Genomic DNA, 25283 nt, shown 5'->3' on the forward strand with positions numbered 1-25283 from the left:
GCGTTACTCGATCAGTTCAGGTTTGAGCGCGAGGTGCCCGCCGCGGGTCAGCGTGCGCAGGCGCAGGGCGATAAAGGCGTCGACCACACTTGGTGCGATACGCGCGGTGTACATGGCCAGCGTGCCCATAAAGGTCAGCCCGCGGTTGCGCAGGCCGTCTTTTTGGCAGGCGCGAACCAGGCCATCGGCGGCGGCATCGAGTTTCTCTTCGAGAGACAGCAGGGTCCTGTCACCCCACATGAACGTCACCAGGCGCTTGACCGACAAACCCACGCGCTGGGCGGGCAAGTGAATGGCGGTGTCGATAAAGCCCGGGTACACGGTGACCACGTCGAGCTGCCCGCGATATTGCATGCGCAGCACGTCCGAATAAGCACTCAGCGCGCGTTTGCTGGCGCCGTATGCGGCCACATAAGGCGCGTTCACCAGGGCAAACAGCGACGACACGTTGACCACTTTGCCGCGCTTGCGCAGCAACCCCGGCAGGAACCCGGCCACCAGTTGCCATGGCGCGAACAGGTTCACATCCACCGCGCGGGTGACTGCGTCGGTGACGCCGGTTTCGCCGCGTTCCAGGGTCAGGGTGCCGGCGTTATTCACCAGGATATCGATGTCGCCGAAGTCGGTGCTGATGGCGCCAATCACCTGCGTCAGCGCCGTTCGGTCACACAGGTCGACTTGATAAAACCCATCCAGCAACCCGGGCTCTTGTGGCGCAAGAATGTCCAGGCCGATCACGGTGGCGCCCTGTTTTTTCAATATGCAGGCCGCCGCGTAACCGAGGCCGCGCGCGGTTCCGGTGATCACGACGATTTTTCCGAGCAGGTTCATGGGTGCGCTCCGGCGATGCTGAAGGTTGAGTGGGACAAGTAGGTGTCGAGGTTGCTCGCCATCGAGATCTTCGCCGGCGGGTGAAACTGCAGGCCACGGCAGGCCATCAACCAGTTCGAACTCTGGTTGCTGGTGATAAACGCCATCCCACCGAGCATGGCGTGGGCCTGGTCCGAAAGCTCGGTGAGCAGTTGTTCGATGCCGTAGCGCACCAGCAGCAGGCGGGCCAGCACGTTCGGCAGGTCCTGCGGGTTGCGTTCGATATCCAGCGCCGCGCCTTCCAGGGCACTGATCGCCAGTTGCAGCTGAGCCGCCAGCTCCACGCGGTGATGGGGCGTCCAGCGCCCGGCCTCGATCACAGACTCGACCAAACCGGCGCAGACCCCCACGTAGGACGCGCAAATCAACAGCTCGAACCAGATGAAACCGACGGTTTGCACGTCGCCCAACAGGTGTTTGTAGCCGGCGGAAAACAACATGCGTTCGGGCACGAAGACTTCGTTGAGGCGCACCTCGATGCTTTCGGCGGCGGCCAGTGCGCTGTTCTGCCAGAACGGCGACCGCGTGATGCCCGGTGCATTCGCCGGAATCAGTGCGACCATCAGCTCTTCGCCCTCGGCGGTCTGGCGGGTGTAGCTGGCGGTGAGCAAGTCCATCGACTGCCCGAGGCAGCAGGGCTTTTTGCTGCCACTGAGCAATACACCTTCAGGGGTTTGCAGCGCCTGCATGTTCGAATCGAGAATGCCGGCACCCGAGTTGCCTTCGGCAAACCCCGAGGACAGCAGCAAGCGCTTTTGTGCGACCGCCGCCAACAACAAACCTTCGGCACCGCCGCCGTTCTGGGTGAGGGCCAACAGGCTCGCCACGGAAAACTGATGCATGGTGCTGGCCACCGCCAGCGAGGGTGAGCGCGCGCCCAGGGCGATCTGCACATGCACGGCATCAAGGATGCCCGCGCCCAACCCGCCCGCGGCACGGTTGACCAACAGGCCGACCGGCCCTTGTTGCTTGAACAGGGCGATGACTTCGCTAGGCGGCGCTTCGCGTTCGGCGAATGCGATGCTCGCCAGGCGTTCGTCAAAACCTGGGGCGTAGCTGTGCAGCAAGGCACGCGAGCGATTCAACAGTGAAAGGGACATGGTTCAGGCCTTCAAGTAACTCGCCGGGAACAGACCGGTGATGATCGAGTGAATATTGTCGCGGATGGCTTTGTGGGCCACGGGGTCGAGCATGTCGGCGAGCATCGGCAGGCCCAGGTCAAAGCGCGAGGCGAAGGTGATGACCGCGTCTTTGCCGTCCGGCAGTACTTGCCAGGTGCCGGAGAAGTGATCGACATCGCCGCTCATTTGCTCGAAGTGGATTTCCCGGGTCTGGGTATTGAACGTGTCACGCTCCTGCCACTTGAGAATGCCGCTGTGGAAATTGACTTCCCAGGAGGTGAACGACACCTGCTCGCTGACCTTATTGATCGTGATATTGCGCACCGACTCGCACAGCTCGACGTAGTTGCTGAAGTCGCTGATCACGGCAAAGACTTCATCAGCGCAGGCACTGGGGATAAGGGCCAGTACGTTGACTTCTTGCATGGGGAAAACTCCAATCAAAGGGATGGTATTGAGGTGGTCAGCGCGTGGGCGAACCCCTCGATCAACCGATTGCAATCCTGGGCTGTCAGCAGCGGGGAAGGCGTGAGCCTGACGACCCGGTGGTCATTGAGCGAGTGACACACAATGATTTGCTGTTCGATCAGGGCCATGACCATGTTCGCGGCGACCGAGGCGTCGCTGAATTCAAAGCCCAGCAACAAGCCGGCACTGCGCAACTTGACGCGCTCGGCCAGGCCCCTCTGCTGCAACAGCGCGCTGAAGCGGGCGTGCAGGTCCTGGCCCATCAGCCGGGCACGTTCCACGAGGTCTTCCTGCACCATCACTTGCAACGTGGCCTGCACGGCCGCCATGGCCAGCGGGTTGGCGCCGAAGGTCGAGGTATGCACCGTGGGGTTGCGGTTGAACGGCGCGTAAATTGCCGCGCTGGCGACCATGGCACTGACCGGCACGCAGCCACCGGACAGGCTTTTGCCCACCAGCATGATGTCGGGCACCACCTGTTCCTGGTCGCATGCCCACCAATGGCCGGTACGGCCCATTCCGGACTGGATTTCGTCGATGATCAGCACGGCGCCGTACTGGTCGCACAGTGCGCGGACACGTGTCAGGTAGCCTGGCGGCGCGAGGATCACACCCGCTTCGGCCTGGATCGGTTCGAGAATCACACAGGCCTTGTCCGGCGAAGCGCGCAATTGCTGTTCCAGCGCGGCGCTGTCGCCGAAGGGGACGAACGTGCTTTCACTGAGCAGGCCGCTGAACGGCTCGCGGTAGCTTTCGCGGCCGGTGACGGCGAGTGCGCCGAGGGTCTTGCCGTGGAAGCCGCCGAGGGTCGACAGCGTGCGGCGACAGCCGTTGAGCCGGGCGAGTTTCAGGCCGGCTTCGGTGGCCTCGGCACCTGAGTTGCAAAAGAACACATAGTCCAGGTTGCCAGGGCAATGCGCAGCCAGGGCTTGCGCGGCGAAAGCCTGTTGCGGGTTGAGCAACAGCTTGCTGGCCAGGGCGTTTTGCTGCAGCTGCCGGGTGACGGCCGCCACAACCACCGGGTGGCCGTGGCCGAGGAAAAATACGCCATAGCCGCCGGCATCCAGGTACTTGCGGCCTTGGCTGTCGTAGATATAGACGCCATGGCTGGACTGTTCGATCGGCAAATTCATCAACGACGCGAGGCGCGCATACCCTGAATTCACGTGCCGGCGGAAGTACTGGTCGACCTGTGCGGCGTCGGCTGCGGGTTCGGTAAGAAGCGGGTTCATGCGACTGACGCCTGTGCGACGGTTGGCATCGGCTGCTTGAGCATGCGCGTCAACGCGCCCAGCTTGGGCGCCAAGTGGTTGAGCGAGAGCAGTAACTCACGGCTGACATCCCGTGCGCTGAACGCCGGCTCGCCGAGTAACTCAGGGAGTGACGTGGGCAGCGGTGTACGCAGGCAGGCATAGCGACACAGCTGGTTGGCGCGGCCCAGCGCGGCCTGGATATTGCCGGTCAGTGCCGGGAGGAACACTGGGCGGATCAGCCGCTCATAAATATCCGGCGCCATGCAGCGCGGCCGGGTGAAGGCTTGGGCCTGGGCTTCCATGGATTGGCACATCAGGTCCAACAGGCCGTTGAGATCAAGCGCCTGCGGGCCACTGGTGAGAAAGTAGTCTGCGCCGATCAAGCGCTGGCGCAACGCGTTGGCAATCGCCCGCGCCGCCACGTCACGGGCGATCAAGTCGATATACCCGGCAGGCGGGCAGGGCACGATAGGCAGCACGCCGGACATCATCAGCCCCATGGTCATATGAAACCCTTGGAAGTTGGGCATGTGCCCGCTGTCCGAGTCGCCGATGATGATGGAGGGACGAAAGATCGAAACATCGATACCTGCCGAGCGCACCAGCGTTTCAGCCTGGCGCTTGGCGACTTCGTAAGGCGTTTCTGCTTGCACGCCTTCGTAGTAGTCGCACGGATGGGTGAAGGCGGTGCTGATGTGGTAAAGCGGCACGTTGGCTTGCTGGACAAAGTTCACGACGTTTTCGGTGCCGAGGTAGTTCACCGAAAAAATCTGGTCGATATCGCCATCCATGCGGGTCACCGCTGCGGCGTGGATCACCCAATCGACACGCTTGAGCAGCGCTTCATAATCGCCGACGTCCAGCCCCAGTCGCGGGCTGCATATATCGCCCTTGAGCACCTCCACTCGCGGGTGGCGAATGCGGCTTTTACGCGCCAGGCATACCAGGTCAAAGTCCTCTGCCAGGCAGTCGATCAGTGATTCACCGAGTACGCCTGAGCCCCCCGTGAGAAGGACGGTTAATTTTTGCTGTTCTGACATGTAGGACGCTTCCTGCGGACTCATCGAAAGAATTAACGGTGCGTTCCGCCAAATCCCGGGCACGGGTACCCCTGGCGAACACTCTTGCATTCACTTTCGGTAGCGCTGAGGTGCTGTGTGAGGCCGGCAATCAGCGCTTATCGTTTTCGCGAATAAGATGCGATCGATATTGGCTTTTTGATATCAATGCGTCTTGAACGAAACGCTTGTCTTTCGCAAAACCCTGGCAGCGGTGCGGGGCGTCATGCCAATCATGCGGCGCATGATGCGGGCCAAGTGCGCCTGGTCGGAAAAGCCGCCGTCGGCGGCGGCATCCGACAAGGTGGAACCGTCAGCGAGGGATTTGGACGCGCGCTCGAGTTTGTTCCAGATGATCCATTGGGACAGCGACACGCCCATCTGGTGCGTGGCGACATAGCGCAAGCGCGGGCTGGACAGGCCGACCGCACTCGCGGCGCGGCTGACGGAGCCCGGACCGTCGCGGTCCAGGCGCAGAATGTTCAAGGCCTTGTAGAGGCGTTGGTCGATGGGCGACGTAATCGCCAGCAAGCGCCCCAGCGCTTCCACAAACTGAGACAGGGAGCTGGAGTGGCGAAAGCACTCGAGCAGTTCGTCACTGGCCAGGGCGATGCCATTGTCTTGCAGCAACGCGTTGAGCGCACGCCCCAACGGGGTATCCGGGTTGACGTAGACAAAGGCCACCGGATGAATGTCGGGCACGGCGCGGTGCTCGACATTGGGCCCGATGATCACGCCGGCCGCGCGGATCGACTGGCGTGGCAGCTCCAGGGTGACGGGCTGGTGTACGCCGATGCACAGCTGAATGGCAACATGGGAGTGGGCAGTGTTCTGATCCGCGCGGCCAATGTAGCCGGCCCATGAATCACCAAAGGTAACGTTGCCATCCCACATGTAAGGTCTTCCTGACTCAGAGGGTGAATTTTCCGTGTGCAGGGTAGGCCTGCGCCGGCCTTGATTCAAGCATCGGGCAGCGGGTTATACCTGCAACGCGGCGCGCATGCCCGCCAATTTGATGCAGGTTTCGTCGTATTCGCTGGCAGGGTCGGAGTGTTCGACGATGCCACAGCCGGCAAATAGACGGGCTTGGTTGCCGTTGAGCAAGGCGCTGCGCAAACCGACGATGAATTCGCCGTTGCCGTGGGCATCCAGCCAGCCTAACGGCGCCGCGTACCAGCCACGGTCAAAGCCCTCGAATTGGCGAATATGCTCCAGCGCCTGGCCGCGTTCATGGCCGCCGACGGCGGGCGTCGGGTGCAGGACTGCGACCATGTCCAGCAAACTGCTCTGCGGGCGCAGTGCGCCTTCGATCAGCGTCGCCAAGTGCTGCACGCGGCTGAGGCGCTTGATGTGCGGCGCCGGGGGAACGTGCAACGGGCGTACCCAGGGCGCTAGGTCACGCTGAATGATCTGCACCACCACGGCATGCTCATGCTGGTTCTTCTGGCAGCCGAGCAGCGTTTGCGCCAGTTGCGCATCCTGCTCCGGGCAGGGATCGCGCCGGGCTGTGCCCGCCAGCGCCAGGGTTTGCAGGTGACCGTTGTGCAGTTTGACCAGGCGCTCTGGGGAGGCGCCGATAAAACACGCGTGGTGGCGTCGAAACGCAAACAAGTACGCCGTGGGGTCGTTGATTGCCAGGGCAGCCACGGTGCGCCCGGCACTGATAGGCCGGGAAAATTCGCTGACCACTTCCCGCGCCAGCACTACCTTGTTCAACGCGGTGTCGCGCAACACGTCCAGGGCATGCGCGACTTTGCTTTCCCAGCAGGCCCGCGGCAGGCTCTGGTCGCGGGTGTGCTGCCGTGCAGCCGTCGGGGGCGCGCCGCTGAGGTAGCGATCCATCAGCGTGTTCCACTCCTTCAGTACGTGCTCGCAACAGCAACGTGCCGCATCGCTGGGCGCGACGCGCTGTTGGCACACCAGCCAACAGTCTGCACCGTCGCGCACCAGCAATAGCGTCATCAGCCACAGGGACGCATCGCCAAAACCCTGCCAGGCGGGGCTGGCCTTGACCTGATGATCGAATCGAAAGCCGCCGCACACCGAAGGCGCCAGCGGGCCGTGTATCACCGCGCTTTGCAGCCAGTGTCGCCATTGCGCATCGACCGAGGCAAAACGCTGAGGGCCCGCGCTGCTCAGTTCCGCCGCCACCCCCCAGCCGAACAGGCTTTTGTCGTCTTCCGGCGCCCGCCAGAACAGGCACTCGGCGCCAGGTTGGTCGACGCTGCCAAACAGTGCCAGCAAGTCCAGCGGGGCGATCCTCATCGAGTAACTGGCCAACACCGGCTCACCTTGTTCGACGGCACGCCGCTGGGCGTGCTCGAACACCTCGGTCATCCCCTCGGCATGGGCGTGCAACTGTGCAAAGGCCCTCATGCCAGCGTTCTCATCGCGCGCCAGTGCAACACTTGCTGGCCGATGTACCAATGGATGATCTGGGCAAACAGGGTTTCGACGAAGTGCGGGTCCAGCCCGGCCTGCTCGGCCCACTCGCGGCGTTGCGGGAGCATCTGGGCAACGCGTTCGGGCGCGGCGATGCTGCTTTCGGTCGGCTTGAAGCGCGCGGCGGCTTTGACGTAAGTCATGCGTTGGCGCATGAGGTCGATGATCTGGTGGTCCAGTGAATCGATGGCGTGACGAATGTCCTGCAGGCCATCACAGGCGTCGGGGGTTTTCATTGACAGGTTTCCTTCAAGGAGGGCGATGGGGTCGACAGCGTCGCGACGATGGCGTCGATGAGTGCCTGGCGCTGTTCGACCAGGTAAAAATGTCCGCCTTGCCAGCGCTGCAGGTGCAGTGGCCGGTGGCTGGCGGCTTGCCAGGCCATGGCTTCATCAAGCTCGATTTCCGGGTCTTGCTCGGGGTAGAACACCCCGATGCGGCTCTTGAGTGGCCGCGGTTGTGCGCAGGTGTAGGTTTCAACGATGCGGTAATCGTTGCGCAAGCCGGGCAGGAACAATTCGCACAGGGCCGGGTTCTCCAGCAACGCATTGGGGCGCTCGGCCAGGCGCCGCACATCGTCCAGCAAGGCCGCGTCGGGGCCCAGGTGCAACTGCCCGCCGCGTTGGCGCTGCGGCGCCGGGTGGGCGGACACGAACAGGTGGTCGACGGCGATTGCCCGTTGTTCCAGGCGCGTCGCCACTTCATACGCCACCACCGCGCCCAGGCTATGGCCGAACAACACCAGCGGCCGGTCGGCGTAACACGACAACGCGTGCGCGGCACCGTCGGCGAGGCGCTGCATGTCGGTCAGGCACGGCTCGCTGAAACGGTCTTCGCGGCCCGGGTATTGGATGGCCAACAGGTCGATGTCGGCGGGCAGAGCGTGGACCCAGTCGCGGAAGAAACTCGCACTGCCCCCGGCATGCGCGAAACACACCCATCGCCAGCGTGGCATGGGCGTGAGTCGATAAGCGCGTACCCAGCGTTTGTCGTGCAGGCTCACGAAGCGGCACTCTGCAGCCAGGCCTGGCGCAGGCGCTCGCGCAGGTCCTTGCGGCTGACTTTGCCCACGCCGGTGTGCGGGAAGTGTGCGACGAACTCGATACGATCCGGCACCTTGAACGCCGCCAGGCCGTGGCCGCGCAGGTAATGCTTGAGTGCGAAGGCCGAGGGCGCCGGGTCACGGGCGACGATAAAGGCACAGGTGGATTCGCCGAGCACCGCATCCGGCATCGCCACCAGTGCGGCGTCGTGTACCTGGGGATGGCCGATCAGCAGGTTTTCCACTTCTTCGGCAGCGACTTTTTCACCGCCGCGGTTGATCTGGTCCTTGTCACGACCTTCGACCACCAGGTAACCGTCGGCGGTGCGCCTGACCCGATCACCGCTGCAATAGAATCCATCGGCGGTGAACGCCCGGGCATTGTGTTCGGGCAGGCGATAGTAGCCGCGAATGGTGTAGGGGCCGCGCACTTGCAGTTCACCCACTTCACCCTCGGGCACCGGTTGGCCCTGTTCATCGACAATTCGTACTTCGTCATCGGCGCTCAGCGGACGGCCCTGGGTATGCAGCAGCAGATCCGGGCGGTCATCCAGGCGGGTAAAACACAACAACCCCTCGGCCATGCCCAGCACTTGTTGCAAGGTGCAGCCCAGCGTCGGCGTGACCCGTTCTGCCGCGCTGCTGAGCAATTTCGCACCGCCCACTTGCAGCACGCGCAGGCTGGACAGGTCGGCCTGGCGCTGGTCCTGGGCGTCCAGCCAGAGCATCGCCAGCGGCGGCACCAAGGCGGTGACGGTGACCCGCTGCTCGCGGATCAGCGCAAAGCAGGACTCCGGGTCCGAGCGGCGCGTACACACCACGCGCCCACCGGCCAGGAGGGTGCCGATCACACCCGGGCAACACAGGGTGAAGTTATGCGCCATGGGCAACGCGGTGAGGTAAACGGTGCGCGCATCCAGTTCGCAGACTTCGCTGCTGGCGCGCACGTTATAGAGGTATTCGGCGTGCCGCCTCGGGATCAACTTTGGCGTGCCGGTGGTGCCTCCCGACAGCTGGAAACACGCCACGGCGTCGGCGCGACCGGCGTCCCGTTCCAGCGGCGCGCTGTTGTAAAGCTCACTCAACACGGTGAACTCCTGCGCATCGCCGTCGATCACCACGTGGCGCAACAGCGGGTTGGCAGCGGCCAGTCGGCGCGCCATCGAGCGGCAATCAAAGCCCTCCAATTGAGCGCAGCCGATGTAGGCGGAGGCCTGGGCAAACCCACAAAAGCCGCCGATCTCATGTTGACGGTGGGCGGGCAGGGCGAGGATCGGCCGGGCGCCCAGGCGGAACAACGCAAAGCACACTTCGATAAACGCAGTGCCGTTGGGCAAGTGCACCACCACATTGTCGCCCTCTGCGATCCCTTGCGCGTGCAAACCGCCAGCCAGGCGCCGACACCGGTCTGCCAGGCTGCGGTAATTGAGGTGCAAGGGGCCGTCGGTTATCGCGATGGCCGATGGGTTGCGCGCGGCGACCGTATCGAGGGCCTGAGCGAAGGTCTGGTCTTGCCAGTAACCGGCCTGGCGGTAGCGTTCGGCGAACGCGGCAGGCCAGTCGGGCGCGTCGCCAACGCTGTCTGAATCGGGTGCGCAGGTGTGCAATGACATGGAATCCCCTATTTGTAGAAATAATTGGCTACAAGCGTCTAAATGAGATCTATTATCATTGTCCTTCGCCGAGCGCTTCTCAACGCCAAGGCTTTCGGACCTGTGACTTTTTCATTAGATGAAATACACAGCGGCTATAAACAGGGAGGTTTACGGTTTAAAAGCCTCCTCCTCATTCAGGTCAGGCCCCGCGTAATGGCCTCAGGATCAAGGGAAAACCCAATGACTATTACGATCATCGCCCCCAGTCGACAAGAGACGCAGGCCGAACCCAAGGGCAACCAACCCGGAACGGTCTACCTGGACCCGCACATGACCCTGGTCACCGGCACGTTGTGGTCAGACAGCGAAAACTGGGTCGAGGACCCGCTGGAGCGCGGCCTCAAGTTGATTCTGGTGCAAAGTGGCGAGCTGTCGTGCCGCATCCCCGGGCACAGCGAGCAGTCGATCAAGGGGCCGAGCCTGTGCACCATCGTCAACGACGGCGAGTTCACCTCGTCGCAGATCTACGGCACCACCACACCACTGCGCTACACCATCGTCCAGCTGGACCTCGAATCCCTCGACCGCCATCTCGGCCTGGCCCCGCGCAAGCTGCTCAGCAGTGGCGGCGGCGACCCGTACATGATGGTGCGCCCGGCTCCGCGCGCGATGCAGGCACTGGCCACGCAAATTGCAACATGCCCGATGCAGGGCCCGAGCCGCTCGTTGTACCTGGGTGGCAAGGCGCTGGAGTTGACCGCGTTGAGCGCGCAGTTCCTGCTCGGTGAGCGCGGGCAGCCGGAGCATAAGCTGCGCATCACCTCGTCGGATGTGGAGCGTGTACACGCCGCCCGGGACCGTCTGGTGCGCTCGCTGCTCGAACCACCCAGCCTGAACGCCCTGGCCAGCCACGTGGGCATGAGCCCGCGCAAACTGACGGCGGGGTTTCGCAAAGTGTTCGGTACCAGCGTGTTCGGCTACCTGCACGAACATCGTCTCAACGAAGCCCACCGCATGCTCAGCGACGAGGAAAGCAATGTGTCTACCGTCGCCTATGGCGTGGGATTCAGCCCGGCGCATTTTTCCATCGCCTTTCGCAAACGCTACGGTGTATCGCCCAGCGAAATCCGTTGATCACGGCACGGTGTCTCTGAATCGAATGAAAAGGCCTGTTTATCTAAAGCCCTGAGCGCTTTCTGAAAAACCGCTTGCGATAGAGTTCCAATTGAGAATGGCTTCCATCTTGGTGAGCCAGGGACTTTATCTAGACGGGTCACAGGAAGCTTTTCATGAGCGAGCTGACAACAGCAGACACCACCGCACTGCGCAAATGGCTGATCGAACACCTTGCCCAGTTGCTGGGCGCTACCGTGGAAGAAATCGACAGCCTGGGCGATGAGGAAAACCTCTTGGGCTGCGGGGTGGATTCCATCCGCCTGATGTACTTGCAGGAGCGCCTGCGCAGCCATGGGTTGCGGGTCGACTTCGCCCAACTCAGCGCCGAACCCAGCCTCGCGGCCTGGCTTGGCCTGCTGCATGGCCAGGCGGTGCGACGTGTGGAGGTGGCTGATGTCGCCCCGTTGAGCGCAGCCGACGACAGTTTTGAACTCAGCGCGGTGCAACAGGCGTACTGGCTGGGGCGCGGGCCCGCCGAAGTGCTGGGCAATATCAGTTGCCACGCATGGCTGGAATTCGATTGCCAGGGCATCGATGCGCAACGCCTGGAAGCGGCAGTCAAGTGCGTGCAGGCGCGTCACCCGATGTTGCGGGCCAGTTTCAACGACGGCCGCCAACGCATTCTTGGCGCAACGCAATTGCCGGTTTTCGACCATCAGGATTGGCGCCACCACACTCAAGCAGTTGCGCAAGACGCCTGGCACGCGCTGCGTGAATGGCGATCGCATGAATGCCTGGCCGTGGAAGCGGGGCAGGTGTTGCTGGTCGGCCTGGTGCAGTTGCCCGAAGGCCGTGATCGTGTGTGGTTGAGTGTCGACCTGCTGGCCGTCGACGTGGAAAGCCTGCGCCTGTTGATGGCGCAACTGGGCCAGGCCTATCAGGCGCCGGCCGCGCTTGCGCCCGCGCCGGACGTGCAGTTTGCCGACTACCTGGGCCGGCGCCGCCAACGTCGCGCAGAGGCGTATGCGCGAGATCGTGAGCATTGGTGCCAACGCCTTGCGCAGTTGCCGGACGGCCCCGCACTGCCGCTGGCCTGTGCCCCGGAATCGATCCGTGCGCCACGGTTTACCCGCCAGGCTTACGTACTCAGTCACGCAGAAGTCGAACGCCTGCAACGCCAGGCGACTGCCCATGGCCTGACGTTGCCCAGCGTGTTCGCCACGGCATTCAACGCGGTGTTGGCACGCTGGAGTGAGCAGTCGAGCTTCCTGCTCAATGTGCCGTTGTTCGACCGTCACGATGACCAGCCATCCATCGACCAGGTGATCGCCGACTTCACCACCTTGCTGCTGGTGGCGTGTGAAGACGCACCGCAGTTGCCGTTTGCCGAAGGCGCCCGGCGCTACCAGCGCGACCTGCACGCCACCATCGACCACGCGGCGTTTCCCGCGCTGGAAGTGCTGCGTGAGGCACGTCGCCAAGGTCATCCGCGTTCCGCGCCGGTGGTGTTTTCCTGCAACCTGAGCGATTCGGGTTTTGTCCCCGCCAGCTTTCGTGAGGTGTTTGGCGACCTGCACGACATGCTCTCGCAAACCCCGCAAGTGTGGCTCGACCACCAACTGTATCGGCTTGAGGACGGCGTGCTGCTGGCCTGGGACAGCGTTGCCGACCTGTTCCCGCAAGGCGTGCTGCAGGCGATGTTCAGCGCCTATGTCGAGCTGGTGCAGCGTCTCGCCGACAGCGACTGGAACCAGCCGCAACCGGTGTTGTTGCCGCTGGCGCAACAGGCGTGCCGCGACCAGCAGAACAGCCTGCCGGCGTTGGCGCCGGGGCGTGGCCTGCTTGAAGACTTTTTTCGCCAAAGTGCCCGGCAACCCGACGCACTCGCCCTGATCTGCGGCGCGCAACGCTGGACATATAACGATCTGGCCACTCAAGCCCTGCGTATAGCGGCGGGTTTGCTTGAGGCGGGCATGCGTCAGGGCGAGGCGGTGGAGGTCTGCCTGCCGCGTGGGCCTCGCCAGATCGCCGCGGTATTCGGCGTGCTGGCGGCCGGTGGTTGCTATGTGCCGGTGGACACCGCACAGCCGGTTGCGCGGCGCAGCCTGATCGAATCGGCTGCGGGCATCACCCGAGTGATTGCCGATCAGCCGCCGGGCAACGCGCTGCAATGGCTTGACCCGGCGGTGCTTGAGCAGTCCGCGCCATTGGCCGCGCCGAAAGCGCTATCGTCGCGCGCCAGCGCGTATGTGATCTACACCTCGGGCTCTACCGGCATTCCCAAAGGTGTTGAAGTCTGCCATGGCGCCGCAATCAACACGATCGACGCGGTGCAGGCCGAACTGCAGGTCACGCCGGATGATTGCCTGCTGGCCGTGTCGGCGCTGGATTTCGACTTGTCGGTGTACGACCTGTTTGGCGTGCTGGGGCAGGGCGCTCGCTTGGTGCTGCTGCAACCTGAAGAAACCCGCGATGCGGCGCGTTGGGCGCAACTGATCGCCGAACACCGCGTGAGCCTGTGGAATTCGGCCCCGGCATTGCTGGAAATGGCCCTGGGCGTCGGCGCCGATGCCTGTGATTACCGAAGCCTGCGGGCGGTGTTGCTGTCGGGAGACTGGATTGCCCTCGACCTCGCCGCACGCCTGCGGCGCCACGCCACCGCGCAGTGCCGCGTGTATGGCCTGGGCGGCGCCACCGAGGCGGGTATCTGGTCGAACCTGCAAAGCATTGATGAGGTCCCCGACCACTGGCCGTCGATTCCCTATGGCAAGCCTTTGGCCGGCCAAGCGTATCGGGTGGTGGACGCCACCGGGCGCGATGTGCCGGACCAGGTGATCGGGCAACTGTTGATCGGTGGTGCAAGCCTGGCGCGGGGGTATCGCAATGACCCGCTGCTGACCGCACAGCGCTTTCGCAGTGATGAGCACGGGCGTTGGTACCACACCGGCGACCGCGGGCGCTTCTGGGCCGATGGCACCCTTGAGTTTCTCGGGCGCATGGACCAGCAGGTCAAGCTGCGCGGGCAGCGTATCGAACTGGGGGAAATCGAAGCGGCGCTCACCGCCCACCCACGGATTGAAAGCGCCTGTGCTGCGGTCTTGAACGGCAGCCTCGGCGCGGCCGTGGTGATCAGCCCTGAATCTGCATCGGCGCAAGCGTTGCCGGCCGTCTCGATGCTCGACGACACCTTGGCCGCAGAACACCAGGTCACCGCGCAGCTGTTGCGCCGCCTGCTGCAAGACCCGCCGCCCAGCGCCCTGCTCGACACGTGGCGCGAGTGGCTGGCCGAGCATGTCGAGTCGCTCAGCCTGCACGACGCGTTGGCGCACTTAGGGTGGCGCGAGGCGGATCTGCACCGCATGGTCGGTGCCTTGCAGGTGCTGTTGCGCACCGAAGACGGCGCCTCGCAAGTGTTGTTCGATCCGTTGCTGGCACCGCAGGCCATGGCGTTGAACCTGCCGGCGGGCCGCCAGGTGTTGGACACCCTGAGCCAGGCGCTCCAACAACACAGCGGCACACCGCTGAAAGTCGCGGTGCTGGATGTGCGCGGCGGGCAGTTGCTGGAGCAATGGCTGAACCATACGAGTTCGCGCGACGTGCAACTGACCTTGTTCGAGAGCAGCCCCGGCCTGCTGGCGGCCAGCGTGGGCAAGCGCCGGCGCGTGGCGAGCCAATTGCTGGTGGAGGGCGTGCTGCCCGCTGAACACTGGTCACAGTACGACGTGGTGATCAGCTTCGCGGCCTTGCACAGTTATGCTCAGCCCGGCGATGGGCTGAATCTGGCGCAGGCACTGCTCAAGCCGCAAGGCCGCCTGTTGCTGGCCGACCTGCTGCGCGACTCGCCGTTGCGGCTGGTCAGCGCGGCGCTGCTGGATGAGCGCGCGCCGGTATTGCCTGACGCTGCCGAACTGGCGCACCTGCTCGGCCAGAGCGGTTTTCGCCACCTGGAATGCCTGTGGCAAAACCCCGCGATGCTGCTGTTGAGTGCGCGTGCGGCGGATGAAACCCTGACCGCTGAAAGCCTCGACCAATGGCTGCAACAACGCTTGCCCCAGGCGATGCGGCCCGAGCATCTGTGGTCCGTACCGCGCCTGACACTGAATGCCAACGGCAAGATCGACCGCGCGCGCCTGCACGCCAGCCTCAGCGCCGCGTTGCAACGCAGGCAACCGGCAAACAACGAAGACGGCGAACTCAGTGCCGAGCTACAGCCCCTGGCAGCGTGCTGGGAGGCCATCCTGGGACGGCCGGTGCGCAGCGCCCAGGCGAGCTTTTTCAGCCTGGGCGGCGACAGCCTGCTGGCGACGCGGCTGCTGGCCAGCGTGCGTGAACAACTGGGCGCCAGCCTGCGCATGAGCGATTTCTACCTGCAGCCGACATTGGCAGGCATGGCCGCGCTGCTGGTGCGCAGCGGCGAAGTGGCTATAGAGGAGGGCGTGTTATGAGCCTGGATGATGTGTTGCACATCTGCCGTGAACGCCAGATCGAACTCTGGGCCACTGACGGCAAGCTGCATTTTCGCGCGCCGCAAGGCGCATTGGACTCAGCCCTGGCGGAGCGTATTCGCGCCCAGCGGCCAGCGCTGCTGGTGCATCTTGCGCCCCAACAATGGCGCGCACAGCCGGAGCAGGCGCTGCAACCCTTCGCCTTGAGCGCGGTACAGGGCGCCTATGTACTGGGACGCAACCCGGCCTTTGACTATGGCGGCAACGCTTGCCACTTGTATGTCGAATACCCGTGGCCGGCGAACGTCGACACCGGACACCTTGAACAGGCCTGGAACGCCGTGGTGCAACGTCACCCGATGCTGCGCGCGGTGGTCGATAACCATCAGCAACGTGTGCAAGCCCAGGTGCCATGGCAACAGCTGCCGGTGCATGACCGCCGCGACGCCACGCCCGAGGCATTCGAGGCGCACCTGAACAGCGTGCGCAAGCGCCTGGACCATGCCTGCCATGCGCTCGATCAATGGCCGATCCTGCTGCCCCAACTGAGCGTGGGACGCGAGCAGGCAATCCTGCATTGCTCGGTGGATTTCACCTTGTTCGACTACGCCAGCCTGCAACTGCTGCTGGCAGAACTCACCCAGCGCTACTTGGAACCGACGCGCCACTGGCCGGCGCTGGAAGCGACCTTTCGCGACTACCTCGAGCACGAACAGCAAGCGCGCGGCAGCACCGCCTGGCACGCCGACAAGGCGTGGTGGCTGGCGCGCCTGGACAGCCTGCCCGGGCGTCCGGACCTGCCGCTGAGCGAGCACGCGGGCTTGGGCTCCACGCGTTTCGCCCACCACCATGGCGTGTTGAGCAGCGGGCAATGGAACGCCCTGTGCGCCCTTGCCAGCGCCCAAGGCCTCAGCGCGGCGGGCGTGACGCTGGCCGCGTTTGTCGAGGTGATCGGGCGCTGGAGCCAAAGCCCGGACTTTTGCCTGAACCTCACCGTGCTCAACCGGCCGAACCTGCACCCGCAGTTGGACCAGGTCGTGGGAGACTTCACCGCGCTGAGCCTGCTCGCGGTGGACGGCACCGAGGGCGCCAGTTTTGTCCAGCGTGCGCGGCGTATCGGCGCGCAGCTGTTCGATGACCTCGACCACAGCCGCTTCACCGGCGTTGAGGTACTGCGCGAACTGGCCCGTGTGCGAGGGCGTGGCGCCGACCTGATGCCGGTGGTGTTCACCAGTGGCATCGGCAGCGTCGAACGCATGCTCGGCGATGCCGGGCGTGTGTTGCAGCCGCCCAGCTACATGATCAGCCAAACCCCGCAAGTGTGGATCGACTGCCAGGTCAGCGACCAATACGGCGGTTTGCAGATCGGCTGGGATGTCCGCATCGGCGTGTTGCCCGAGGGCATGGCCGCGCAGATGTTCGCAGCCTACGTCGACTTGCTGCAACGCTTGGCCTGCGACCCGCAATTGTGGCAAGCGCGTGGCGATATCGTGCTGCCCGCGCAGCAGGCAAACCCGCCAATCCACGCCAGCGCCCCAGCGCGCAATATCGCCGACGGCTTCGCCCAACAGGCGCGGCGAACTCCGGATGCCCTCGTGATCAGCGACCGCGACGGCCGTTACCGCTATCGTCAGGTCGCCCAGCATGCCGCCGCGGTGCGCACGGCGCTTGAAGCGCTCGGCGTGCAGCCGGGGGCGCGGGTGGCGGTGATGCTGCCCAAGAGTGCCTGGCAACTGATGGCGGTGCTGGGCATTACCCAGATGGGCGCGGCCTATGTGCCGGTGGACATCCGCCAACCGGCCTTGCGCCGCGAGGCGATCCTGCGCGACGCGGGGATTGCTGCGGGGATTGTCCTGCAAGCCCAGGCATGGCCGGACAGCCTTGAACTTCCGCGCATCGCCATCGATACGCTTGCCGCCGACCCGCATTGGCCACCCCGTGTGCCGCTGGCGGTAGAGGCCGCGGACCTGGCCTACATCATCTACACCTCAGGCTCCACCGGCACGCCCAAAGGCGTAATGCTCAGCCATGGCGCGGTGGTCAACACCCTCGATGACATCAACCAGCGCTACGCGGTGAACGTCGATGACCGCGTGCTGGGCCTGGCAGAGTTGAGTTTCGACTTGTCGGTGTATGACTTCTTCGGCGCCACGGCGGTCGGTGCGCAGGTGGTGCTGCCCGACCCCGAGCGCGGCGCCGATCCTTCGCATTGGGCGCAATTGATGCAGGAACACGGCATCACCTTGTGGAACTCGGTGCCCGCACAAGGGCAGATGCTGGTGGATTACCTGGAGACCGAGCCCGGCGCAATCCCCGGGCCGCGCTGTGTGCTGTGGTCCGGCGACTGGATTCCCACCACGCTGCCGACCCGCTGGTGGCAACGCTGGCCCGAAAGCCAGTTGTTCAGCCTGGGCGGCGCCACCGAAGCGGCGATCTGGTCGGTGGAGCATCCCATTCGTGCCGAAGATACGGCCTTGCCAAGCATCCCCTACGGCCGGCCCCTCAAGCACCAGACCCTGGAAGTACTCGACGCGCTGGGCCGCCAGTGCCCGGTGGGCGTGCGTGGTGAGATTCATATCGGCGGACTCGGCCTGGCCCTGGGTTATGCCGAAGACCCGCAACGCAGCGCCGAGCGGTTCATCATCCATGCCAGCGGGCGTCGCCTGTACCGCACGGGTGACCAGGGGCGTTACCTGGACGCGGAAGGCTTGATCGAGTTTCTTGGGCGCCAGGATGACCAGGTGAAGATTCGCGGTCACCGCATCGAACTGGCGGAAATCGACGCGGGCTGGCTGGCCCATCCGCAGATCGCCGCGAGTACCACGGTGTTGCTCGGCGAGCGTCACGAACGTTCGCTGTGCAGCTTCGTCACCCTGCACACCAACGCGCCTGCGCCTCACCTGAGCACGCAGTTGGGCGAAGTCCTGCGCCAGGCACGCCACACCCTTGAACACGCGGATTTCGGCCCGCGCGCCGCCATCGAAGCAGCACTGGCTGCGCTGGATCGGGCGGCGGATGTGTCGTTGCTGCACTGGTTGGGCGGCAGTGGCTTGCTGATCCCGGGGCAGTCCGTGGCATTCGACTCGCTGTGCCAGGCCTTGCAACTCGACGCCGGTCAGCATCGCCTGTTGCGGCATTGGCTTACGTTGTTGACCGACAGCGGCTACCTGTGTGCAGACAATGACGGTTGGCGCTGCCAGGTCAGCACGGCTGACCTGAGTCAGGACGATGCCTGGGCACAGTTCGCCCGTCTGGCGCCGAGCGGTCTTTGGCCGCTGGAATTAGTCGATTACCTGCGCACCAGCGCGACCCGCCTGGCCGAGCAATTGGACGGGCGCCTGAGCCCGGCAAGCCTGATGTTCCCGCAGGGCTCGGCACATATTGCCGAGGCGATGTACAGCCGTGGCCAGCATGCCCAAGTGCTGCATCGGGCCATGGCCGAGGCGGTTTGCGCGATCGTTGCGCGCCAGAGCCAGCGCCGCTGGCGCATCCTGGAAGTGGGCGCCGGCACCGGTGCCGCCAGTGCGCTGATCATCCCCGCGCTGGCGCCGTTGGTAGCGGACGGGGTGCAGATCGACTACGTGTTTTCCGACGTGTCGAGCTATTTCCTTAACGCTGCGCGCGAACGCTTTGCCGCGTATCCGTGGGTGCGCTTCATGCCGTTCGACATGAACAAACCCGCCTGCGAACAAGGGCTTGCCGCGGGGTCCCTGGACCTGCTGCTCAGCTCCGGCGCATTGAACAACGCCCTGGATACAACGCGCCTGCTCGCCGGGTTACGCCAATTGCTGCAAGCCGATGCCTGGCTGGTGATCCAGGAACTGACCCGCGAACACCGCGAAATCAGCATTAGCCAAAGCCTGATGATGGAGACGCCGCAGGACGTGCGCGCCGCCACCGGGCAGCTGTTCGTGCATACGGACCAGTGGCTGGCGTGGCTGAACAGCGAGGCCGGCGACCAGGCCGAATCGCTGGCATCGGCCGACAGTGTGCTGCACCTGCTGGGCTACGACCTGTTGGTCGCACGCGTGAAAACCGACCGGCCATTACTGAGCCAGGAGACGTTGCTGGCCTTCATCGCCGAGCGCGTGCCGCGTTATATGGTGCCGGCGCAGGTGCGGATACTCGACCGCTTGCCGGTCACCGCCAATGGCAAGATTGACCGCCGCGCGCTGACCACCCAAGCCGAGCAGCGCCAGCTCGAACCGGCACGCCGTGCGCGCACGGAAGTGGCGGATGAGTTGGTGCAGCGCTTGATCGCGCATTGGGAGCGAGTACTCGATTGCAGTGGGGTGTCGGCGGATCAGGATTTCTTCGGCGCCGGTGGTGACTCGCTGCTGATCGCGCAATTGATCGCCGGCTTGCGCGAGCAAGAGCCATTGGCCCGTGCGCAACCCTTCGACCGCCTGTTGCGCTGGGCTCTCAGCCAGCCGACCCCGGAAGGCCTGGCCCAGCGCTTGCGCAGTGAGTCGAGCAGTGAAGCCCCCGCAGTGGTGCCCTCCACGGACCCCCGCCGTGCGCCGCTGGGTGGGCGCGGGCGGGTGGATGCGCTGACGGAACTGGCCGCGGGTGAAGGCACAGCGCGGGTGCTGGTGCATGAAGGGCTCGGCACGCTGCTGCCGTATCGCGGGTTGATCGCCGAACTGGCCGGCAGCGGCCCGTTGCTGGGATTGGCGGTGCACGACAGCGACGATTACTTGAGCCTGCCGCCGGAGCATATCAACGCCACCCTCGGCAAACGGTATGCCCAGGCGCTGTGGGACAGCGGCCGGCGCCGCTTCGACTTGCTGGGCTACTGCTCCGGCGGGCTAGTAACGCTGGAGCTGGCCAAGGCCCTGCTGCAATTGGGCGCCGAGGTGCGTCGGGTGGACATCGTATCGAGCTACCGCATTCCGTACCTGGTGGAGGATGAAGTGCAGATGCTCTACAGCTTCGCCGGCACCCTGGGGCTGGACACCGCTGCGCTGGGGTTGCCGGCGGCTGAACCGTTGCTCGACAAACACCTGGATCTGGACGCCACTGCGCTCAAATCCCGCGTACTGGCGGCGGCCAAGGGCATTGCCGATGAGCAGTTGTATCGGGTGTTCGCTCATTCCGTGCGCGCCAGCCACTACAGCGACGGCGCGCCGTATGTGGGCGCCATCCGCCTGTTTGTGCCGAGTGTCGCCAACCCGTTGATCCCCGATCATCAGGCCGCTCTGCAGGCCTGGTGGCAGGCGGCGTCGTTGGCGCCGCTGACTGTGCAGACCCTGCGCGGCAATCACTTCGAGTGCTTGAACGCCGGGCTGAGTCGTTACTTGCTGGAGGAACGCCCATGACTATGCCTGTGAAAACCCTGGTGGTGGGCTCGCGCTTCGGCCAGTTCTACGCCGTTGGTGTGGCTGCGGCCGAGCACCTGGAACTGGTCGGGGTGCTGGGGCAGGGCAGCCGTCGCTCCCGCGCACTGGCTCGCTATCTCGAAGTGCCGTGTTTCGAGGCCTTGGCCCACGTACCCGCCGACACACAACTGGCCTGCGTGGCGGTGGGCGGCGCAGCAAGGGGCGAACAGGGCCCCGCCTTGGCGCAAGCGCTGATGGAGCGGGGCATTGATGTGCTGATCGAGCACCCGTTGCTGCCCCAGGAACTGCAAGACTTGCTGAGCACGGCGGCGCGCCTGCATCGGCGCTGCCTGCTCAACAGTTTCTACCCGCAGTTGCCGTGCGTGGCGCGGTTCATCGAGCTGGCGCGGCAGCTGCATCGTCAACAGGGCATTCGCCATATCGACGCCGACTGCGCGGTGCAGGTGAGTTACGCGACCCTCGATGTGCTGGCGGCGCTGTTGGAATCGGTAGGCCCATGGTCGGTGGACTGCGTGGCACCGGCGCTGTCGGCCTGGCGGGATATCAGCTTGGTCATGGCGCAAGTGCCGGTGTCGTTGCGCGTGCTCAATGAGTTGGCCGCCAATGATGACGGGCGCATGCAGAGGCTGCAGCGCATCAGCATCGCCACTGACAGCGGCACGTTGCTGTTGGCCTCGCCCCACGGACCGTTGCTGTGGCTGCCGGCCGTGCGTGCGCCGGTGCAAGATGCCGACGGGGTGTTCGACCTGTTTGGGCCGCAGGCCGATGAGCCGCTGCCGTGCGCCGAAGTGTTGGAGGCCGCGGCGGCGGATTGGGCGCAGGTTTACCGCCGCGTCTGGCCGACAGCCGCGGCCAGTGCATTGCAACCGCTGATCACGGGGGGGGGGCTGGCGCGCCTGCAACAGCGCAGCCTGGAAGTGGTGAGGCTATGGCAGCAGGTGACGGCGGCGCTCGGGTTCCCGCTGCAGCCGTCGCTGACGTTACCGGCGGCCGGCCTGGCCCAGGCATTGGAGCACGTCCGATGAGCCACTTGAGCGAAATGCTGCGTCCTTTCCGTGCGCGCTTAGGGGCGGCGATCGCGTTGCAGGCCGTCGCCGGGATCTGCTCGCTGCTGCCGCTGATAGCCTTGGCGCAACTGGCGGACAGCTTGCGCCAGGCGCCGCCGCTGGCGTCTTCGGCACTGAACTGGGTGGTGGTGGCGGTGGTGGCGTCAGCGCTGTGGTTGTGCGGCCAGACCCTGGCCTTGCACCTGACCCATCAGGTGGACGCCGACCTGTGTGACCGTCTGCGCGTGCGCCTGGCCGAGCATCTGCAACGCTTGCCCTTGGGCTGGTTTGCACGGCTGGGGCCCGAGGGCGTCACCCGTTACGCCGAGCAGGATGTGCGGGCCTTGCACCAACTGGTGGGCCATGCGCCGACCGACCTGGTCAACCTGCTGTTGATTCCCATGGCCACCCTGGCCTACCTGCTGTGGAGCAACAGTGCCCTGGCGCTCTGGTGCCTGCTGCCGTTGGCATTGGGCGTGCTGGGCTATTGGCGCCTGGGCTCGGCGCATTACCGCGAGGACGTGGCCCAGCGCAATGGCGCAATCCAGCGGTTGTTCAGCGACTACAGCCAGTTCGCCGGCAACCTGGGCCTGGTCCGGCAATTTCCCAGCGCGGGCATTCATCGCCGTGTGCAAGAGGCGGTGCAGCAGTTTGATCAGCGCTTCAGCCATTGGGTGAGCCGCGCCGGTCATCTTGCTGCGCTGATCCAGGTCCTGCTCAGCGCACCGTGGCTGTTGGCCTGGGTGGTACTTGGCACACTATTTATCGGCGTGAGCGAAGTGGGCGCCGTGCAGGTGTGCGGCTTTTTGCTGCTGGTGCGCGCCATGGCGGCGCCGGTATTGGCGCTGGGGCACGGCTTTGATGCGCTGAACAACGCGCGCGCAAGTGCCCGGCGCCTACAGGAGGTGTTGAGTACACCGCCGTTGATCGAACCCGACGCGCCGCAATCGCCTCGGGACGCCAGCGTGGAGATGCTCGATGTGAGCTTCTCCCAGGGCGATGTCACGGTACTGAAGGCGATCAACCTGCGCCTGGAGCCGGGCACTACCACCGCGCTGGTGGGGCCGTCCGGCGCGGGAAAAAGCACCTTGGCCGGTTTGATCGCCCGCTTTATGGACGTCGACAGCGGGCATGTGCGCGTGGGCGGGGTGGATGTTCGGCAGATCGCCAGCCGCCAATTGCAGCAGCATCTGGCGCTGGTGTTTCAGCAGGCGGGGGCATTGCGCCTGTCACTGGCGCAAAACATCGCCCTGTATCAGCCCCACGCCAGTGAAAAACAGATTCGCGCCGCGGCCAAGGCGGCCTGCCTGGATGACTGGATCATGGGGTTGCCCAAGGGCTACGCCAGCGTGGTGGACGATGATGTGCGGCTGTCCGGCGGCGAATTGCAGCGCCTGGCGATTGCGCGGGCGCTGCTGTCGCGTGCGCCGATCATGTTGCTCGACGAACCCACCTCCGCCACCGACCCGCAGACCGAGCGCGCCTTGCGTACTGCACTGCGTGACGACGCGGCCGGGCGCACGCGGCTGATCATCGCCCATCGCCTGGAAACCATCGCCCATGCCGAGCAGATCCTGGTGCTCTGCGAAGGGCGCATTGTGCAGCGCGGGTGTCATGCACAGTTGTTGGCCGTGGACGGTCTGTACCGCCAGCTGTGGGACGAGCAAATGTCGACGGCCGATCAACTGGAGTTCGTGTCATGAGTGTACTTTCGCCGTTGCGTCATTTGCCCGACCAGGCCCGGCGCGTACTGCGCGGCGCTCTGGGGTGGATGCTACTGGCCGCCGTGCTGGATGGCTTGGCGGGGTTGGCGCTGGTGCCGCTGATACTGGCCTGGTTCGATCAACAGAGTGTGCAACCAAGTGTGCTGCTGTTGCTGGGGCTGACGTTGCTGCAGGCCTTGGTCAGCTACGTTGCCCAGCGCCGTGGTTATCTGGCGGGAGCCGGGTTGGCGGCCGGCCTGGTCTCGCAACTGGTGCAACAGCTGCCGCGCTTGCCATTGGCGCGTCAGGGCCAGTTGGAAGACTTGGTGCGCGGGCCGGTGTTCAACAGCATGGGCATCCCGGCGCACTTGCTGGCGCCGCTGGTAACGGCGCTGGTGACGCCGACGATGGTGGTGCTGGGGCTGATCTTTATTGAACCGCGTTTGGCGCTGGCGTTGGCCCTGGCTTATCTGCCGTTGTTCGCCCTGCTGCGTTGGGCCGGGCGACGTAGCCTGGCGCTGGAGCAACTGCGCCAGCAAGTCGACCGTCGCGCCGGGCAGCTGTTGCAGACATTCGCGCAGCAACAGGCCTTGATCCGCAGCGCCGGTGATGCCAGCCAGGGCCAGTTGGCGTTGCGTCAGGCCTTGCACGAGCAACACCAGGCCACGCACCGTCTCAACCGCCGCGCGCTGCCCAGCGGGCTTGGCTTTGCGGCGGCGGTGCAGGTGGTGTTTTCGCTGGTGTTGGCAGGTGGCGTGCTGGCGGTGGCGGCGGGGCAGTTATCCGGCGCGCTGTTGGTGGCGGTGTTGGTGTTGCTGGTGCGCTTCATCGAACCGCTGTCGCAACTGGCTTACCTGGACCAGGCTTTGCGTATGGCGTGGCAGGCGTTATCTCAAGTGCTCGCGGTGTTGGCCATGCCGACGCTGCACAGCCCGCACCCCGGAGAGCAGCCTCAGGATGCAAGTTTGCAAGGGCAAGGCTTGAATATCTGCGGCGAAGGCGGCGAGCAGTTGCTCAAGGATGTAGACATCCATTGCGCGCCGGGAACGTTCACGGCGATTGTCGGTCCGTCGGGCGCGGGTAAAAGTACTCTGCTGGCCTTGCTGGGGCGTGGCATGGACCCGCAGACCGGCGCAGTACGACTCGGCCAAGTGGACATTCGCCAGCTAAGCGAACACACCTTGGCCAACCACCTCACGCAAGTGTTCCAGAACAGCGGACTGTTTGCCGGCAGCCTGCTGTGGAATGTCAGCATGGCCCGGCCGCAAGCCACGCCTGCGCAACTGCAACACGCCGCCAAGGATGCTGCATTGGATGAGGTGCTCAGCAGCCTGCCGCAGGGTTGGCACAGTGAGGTGGGGCCGGGCGGCGCATTACTCTCGGGCGGCCAGCGGCAACGGGTCGGCCTGGCGCGCGCGCTGCTGTCCCCGGCGCCGATCCTGTTGCTTGACGAACCCACCGCCAGCCTCGATGCGCGCTGCGAAGCACGGGTCAATCGCAGCCTGCAGGCGCTGCATGGCGGGCGCACCGTGGTGTTGGTGTCGCACAACCCGATGTTGGTGCGCGGTGCCGATCAGATCCTGGTGCTGGAAGGCGGCAGCGTCAGTGGCTGCGGCGGTCATGAGCAGTTGCTGGCCACGCACCGCTGGTATGCGCAGTTCGTCGAGCAAAACCTGCCGGGCAGCCATTGAAAAAGTCCCTTAATCGAAAAGTCGCAGCGTTCGTTTAAACGATACTAATGCGAATTATTATCGATAAAGAGGCTGGGCAATGTCACACCGGGGA

The 25283-nt window shown here is 64.7% G+C and carries 16 protein-coding genes; 6 read left to right on the forward strand and 10 right to left on the reverse strand.

From position 1 onward, the window contains the following. Positions 1–3: 3 nt before the first annotated feature. The 10 genes from M2397_RS07690 to M2397_RS07735 form a co-directional block, all read right to left on the reverse strand. Positions 4–831 (reverse strand): SDR family oxidoreductase, encoded by an 828-nt coding sequence (locus tag M2397_RS07690; protein ID WP_259242574.1) that lies wholly within the window; start codon positions 829–831, stop codon positions 4–6. After that, complete coding sequence (locus M2397_RS07695) at positions 828–1970, reverse strand: acyl-CoA dehydrogenase family protein (RefSeq protein ID WP_034113710.1); 1143 nt, start codon at positions 1968–1970, stop codon at positions 828–830. The genes M2397_RS07690 and M2397_RS07695 overlap by 4 nt, the downstream gene beginning before the upstream one ends. A 3-nt stretch (positions 1971–1973) precedes the next feature. Then, positions 1974–2417 carry a type II toxin-antitoxin system RatA family toxin gene (locus M2397_RS07700; protein ID WP_259242575.1) on the reverse strand — a complete coding sequence of 148 codons (444 nt, stop codon included), beginning with the start codon at positions 2415–2417 and terminating at the stop codon, positions 1974–1976. 14 nt (positions 2418–2431) lie between these two features. Then, positions 2432–3691, reverse strand: a complete 1260-nt coding sequence (locus M2397_RS07705; protein ID WP_259242576.1) for an aspartate aminotransferase family protein — start codon at positions 3689–3691, stop codon at positions 2432–2434. After that, positions 3688–4752 (reverse strand): SDR family oxidoreductase, encoded by a 1065-nt coding sequence (locus M2397_RS07710; RefSeq protein WP_046383432.1) that lies wholly within the window; start codon positions 4750–4752, stop codon positions 3688–3690. The genes M2397_RS07705 and M2397_RS07710 overlap by 4 nt, the downstream gene beginning before the upstream one ends. Positions 4753–4935: 183 nt before the next feature. Next, complete coding sequence (locus tag M2397_RS07715; protein WP_184742233.1) at positions 4936–5664, reverse strand: AraC family transcriptional regulator; 729 nt, start codon at positions 5662–5664, stop codon at positions 4936–4938. A gap of 84 nt (positions 5665–5748) precedes the next feature. Further along, the gene (locus M2397_RS07720) at positions 5749–7146 is read right to left on the reverse strand and encodes an isochorismate synthase (protein ID WP_259242577.1); all 1398 of its coding nucleotides are present in this window, start codon (positions 7144–7146) and stop codon (positions 5749–5751) included. Then, positions 7143–7448: an isochorismate lyase gene (locus M2397_RS07725; protein WP_079443797.1), complete on the reverse strand. Its 306-nt coding sequence runs from the start codon at positions 7446–7448 to the stop codon at positions 7143–7145. Before M2397_RS07725 ends, M2397_RS07720 begins: the two co-directional genes overlap by 4 nt. Continuing rightward, positions 7445–8215 (reverse strand): thioesterase II family protein, encoded by a 771-nt coding sequence (locus M2397_RS07730; protein ID WP_034113717.1) that lies wholly within the window; start codon positions 8213–8215, stop codon positions 7445–7447. Before M2397_RS07730 ends, M2397_RS07725 begins: the two co-directional genes overlap by 4 nt. Next, complete coding sequence (locus tag M2397_RS07735) at positions 8212–9867, reverse strand: (2,3-dihydroxybenzoyl)adenylate synthase (protein WP_259242578.1); 1656 nt, start codon at positions 9865–9867, stop codon at positions 8212–8214. Before M2397_RS07735 ends, M2397_RS07730 begins: the two co-directional genes overlap by 4 nt. Positions 9868–10089: 222 nt before the next feature. Between M2397_RS07735 and M2397_RS07740 the strand changes: the two genes are divergently transcribed. The 6 genes from M2397_RS07740 (at position 10090) to M2397_RS07765 (ending at position 25189) form a co-directional block, all read left to right on the forward strand. Then, a complete protein-coding gene (locus M2397_RS07740; RefSeq protein ID WP_017849084.1) occupies positions 10090–10983 on the forward strand; it encodes an AraC family transcriptional regulator in 894 nt (297 codons plus the stop codon). A 155-nt stretch (positions 10984–11138) separates the two neighbouring features. Further along, positions 11139–15410 carry an amino acid adenylation domain-containing protein gene (locus tag M2397_RS07745; RefSeq protein WP_259242579.1) on the forward strand — a complete coding sequence of 1424 codons (4272 nt, stop codon included), beginning with the start codon at positions 11139–11141 and terminating at the stop codon, positions 15408–15410. Continuing rightward, positions 15407–20728 carry a non-ribosomal peptide synthetase gene (locus M2397_RS07750; RefSeq protein ID WP_259242580.1) on the forward strand — a complete coding sequence of 1774 codons (5322 nt, stop codon included), beginning with the start codon at positions 15407–15409 and terminating at the stop codon, positions 20726–20728. Before M2397_RS07745 ends, M2397_RS07750 begins: the two co-directional genes overlap by 4 nt. Next, on the forward strand, positions 20725–21774 hold the full coding sequence (locus M2397_RS07755; RefSeq protein ID WP_259242581.1) for a Gfo/Idh/MocA family oxidoreductase: 1050 nt from the start codon (positions 20725–20727) through the stop codon (positions 21772–21774). Before M2397_RS07750 ends, M2397_RS07755 begins: the two co-directional genes overlap by 4 nt. Further along, entirely contained in the window at positions 21771–23498 is a 1728-nt protein-coding gene (locus M2397_RS07760; RefSeq protein WP_079443802.1) for an ABC transporter ATP-binding protein, read from the forward strand. The genes M2397_RS07755 and M2397_RS07760 overlap by 4 nt, the downstream gene beginning before the upstream one ends. After that, positions 23495–25189, forward strand: coding sequence for an ABC transporter ATP-binding protein (locus M2397_RS07765; protein ID WP_184742247.1), 1695 nt, complete (start codon positions 23495–23497; stop codon positions 25187–25189). The genes M2397_RS07760 and M2397_RS07765 overlap by 4 nt, the downstream gene beginning before the upstream one ends. Positions 25190–25283: the final 94 nt, after the last annotated feature.

This window comes from Pseudomonas sp. BIGb0381 (assembly GCF_024809815.1).
In the GTDB taxonomy this organism is placed as follows: Bacteria; Pseudomonadota; Gammaproteobacteria; order Pseudomonadales; family Pseudomonadaceae; genus Aquipseudomonas.

Excerpts from the sequence above, each read along its gene's own strand:
- M2397_RS07735 (WP_259242578.1), bottom strand. The coding sequence starts at position 9,867 with ATGTCATTGCACACCTGCGCACCCGATTCAGACAGCGTTGGCGACGCG.
- M2397_RS07745 (WP_259242579.1), top strand. The coding sequence starts at position 11,139 with ATGAGCGAGCTGACAACAGCAGACACCACCGCACTGCGCAAATGGCTG.
- M2397_RS07740 (WP_017849084.1), top strand. The coding sequence starts at position 10,090 with ATGACTATTACGATCATCGCCCCCAGTCGACAAGAGACGCAGGCCGAA.
- M2397_RS07755 (WP_259242581.1), top strand. The coding sequence starts at position 20,725 with ATGACTATGCCTGTGAAAACCCTGGTGGTGGGCTCGCGCTTCGGCCAG.
- M2397_RS07695 (WP_034113710.1), bottom strand. The coding sequence starts at position 1,970 with ATGTCCCTTTCACTGTTGAATCGCTCGCGTGCCTTGCTGCACAGCTAC.
- M2397_RS07700 (WP_259242575.1), bottom strand. The coding sequence starts at position 2,417 with ATGCAAGAAGTCAACGTACTGGCCCTTATCCCCAGTGCCTGCGCTGAT.
- M2397_RS07765 (WP_184742247.1), top strand. The coding sequence starts at position 23,495 with ATGAGTGTACTTTCGCCGTTGCGTCATTTGCCCGACCAGGCCCGGCGC.
- M2397_RS07725 (WP_079443797.1), bottom strand. The coding sequence starts at position 7,448 with ATGAAAACCCCCGACGCCTGTGATGGCCTGCAGGACATTCGTCACGCC.
- M2397_RS07720 (WP_259242577.1), bottom strand. The coding sequence starts at position 7,146 with ATGAGGGCCTTTGCACAGTTGCACGCCCATGCCGAGGGGATGACCGAG.
- M2397_RS07710 (WP_046383432.1), bottom strand. The coding sequence starts at position 4,752 with ATGTCAGAACAGCAAAAATTAACCGTCCTTCTCACGGGGGGCTCAGGC.
- M2397_RS07760 (WP_079443802.1), top strand. The coding sequence starts at position 21,771 with ATGAGCCACTTGAGCGAAATGCTGCGTCCTTTCCGTGCGCGCTTAGGG.
- M2397_RS07750 (WP_259242580.1), top strand. The coding sequence starts at position 15,407 with ATGAGCCTGGATGATGTGTTGCACATCTGCCGTGAACGCCAGATCGAA.
- M2397_RS07690 (WP_259242574.1), bottom strand. The coding sequence starts at position 831 with ATGAACCTGCTCGGAAAAATCGTCGTGATCACCGGAACCGCGCGCGGC.
- M2397_RS07705 (WP_259242576.1), bottom strand. The coding sequence starts at position 3,691 with ATGAACCCGCTTCTTACCGAACCCGCAGCCGACGCCGCACAGGTCGAC.
- M2397_RS07715 (WP_184742233.1), bottom strand. The coding sequence starts at position 5,664 with ATGTGGGATGGCAACGTTACCTTTGGTGATTCATGGGCCGGCTACATT.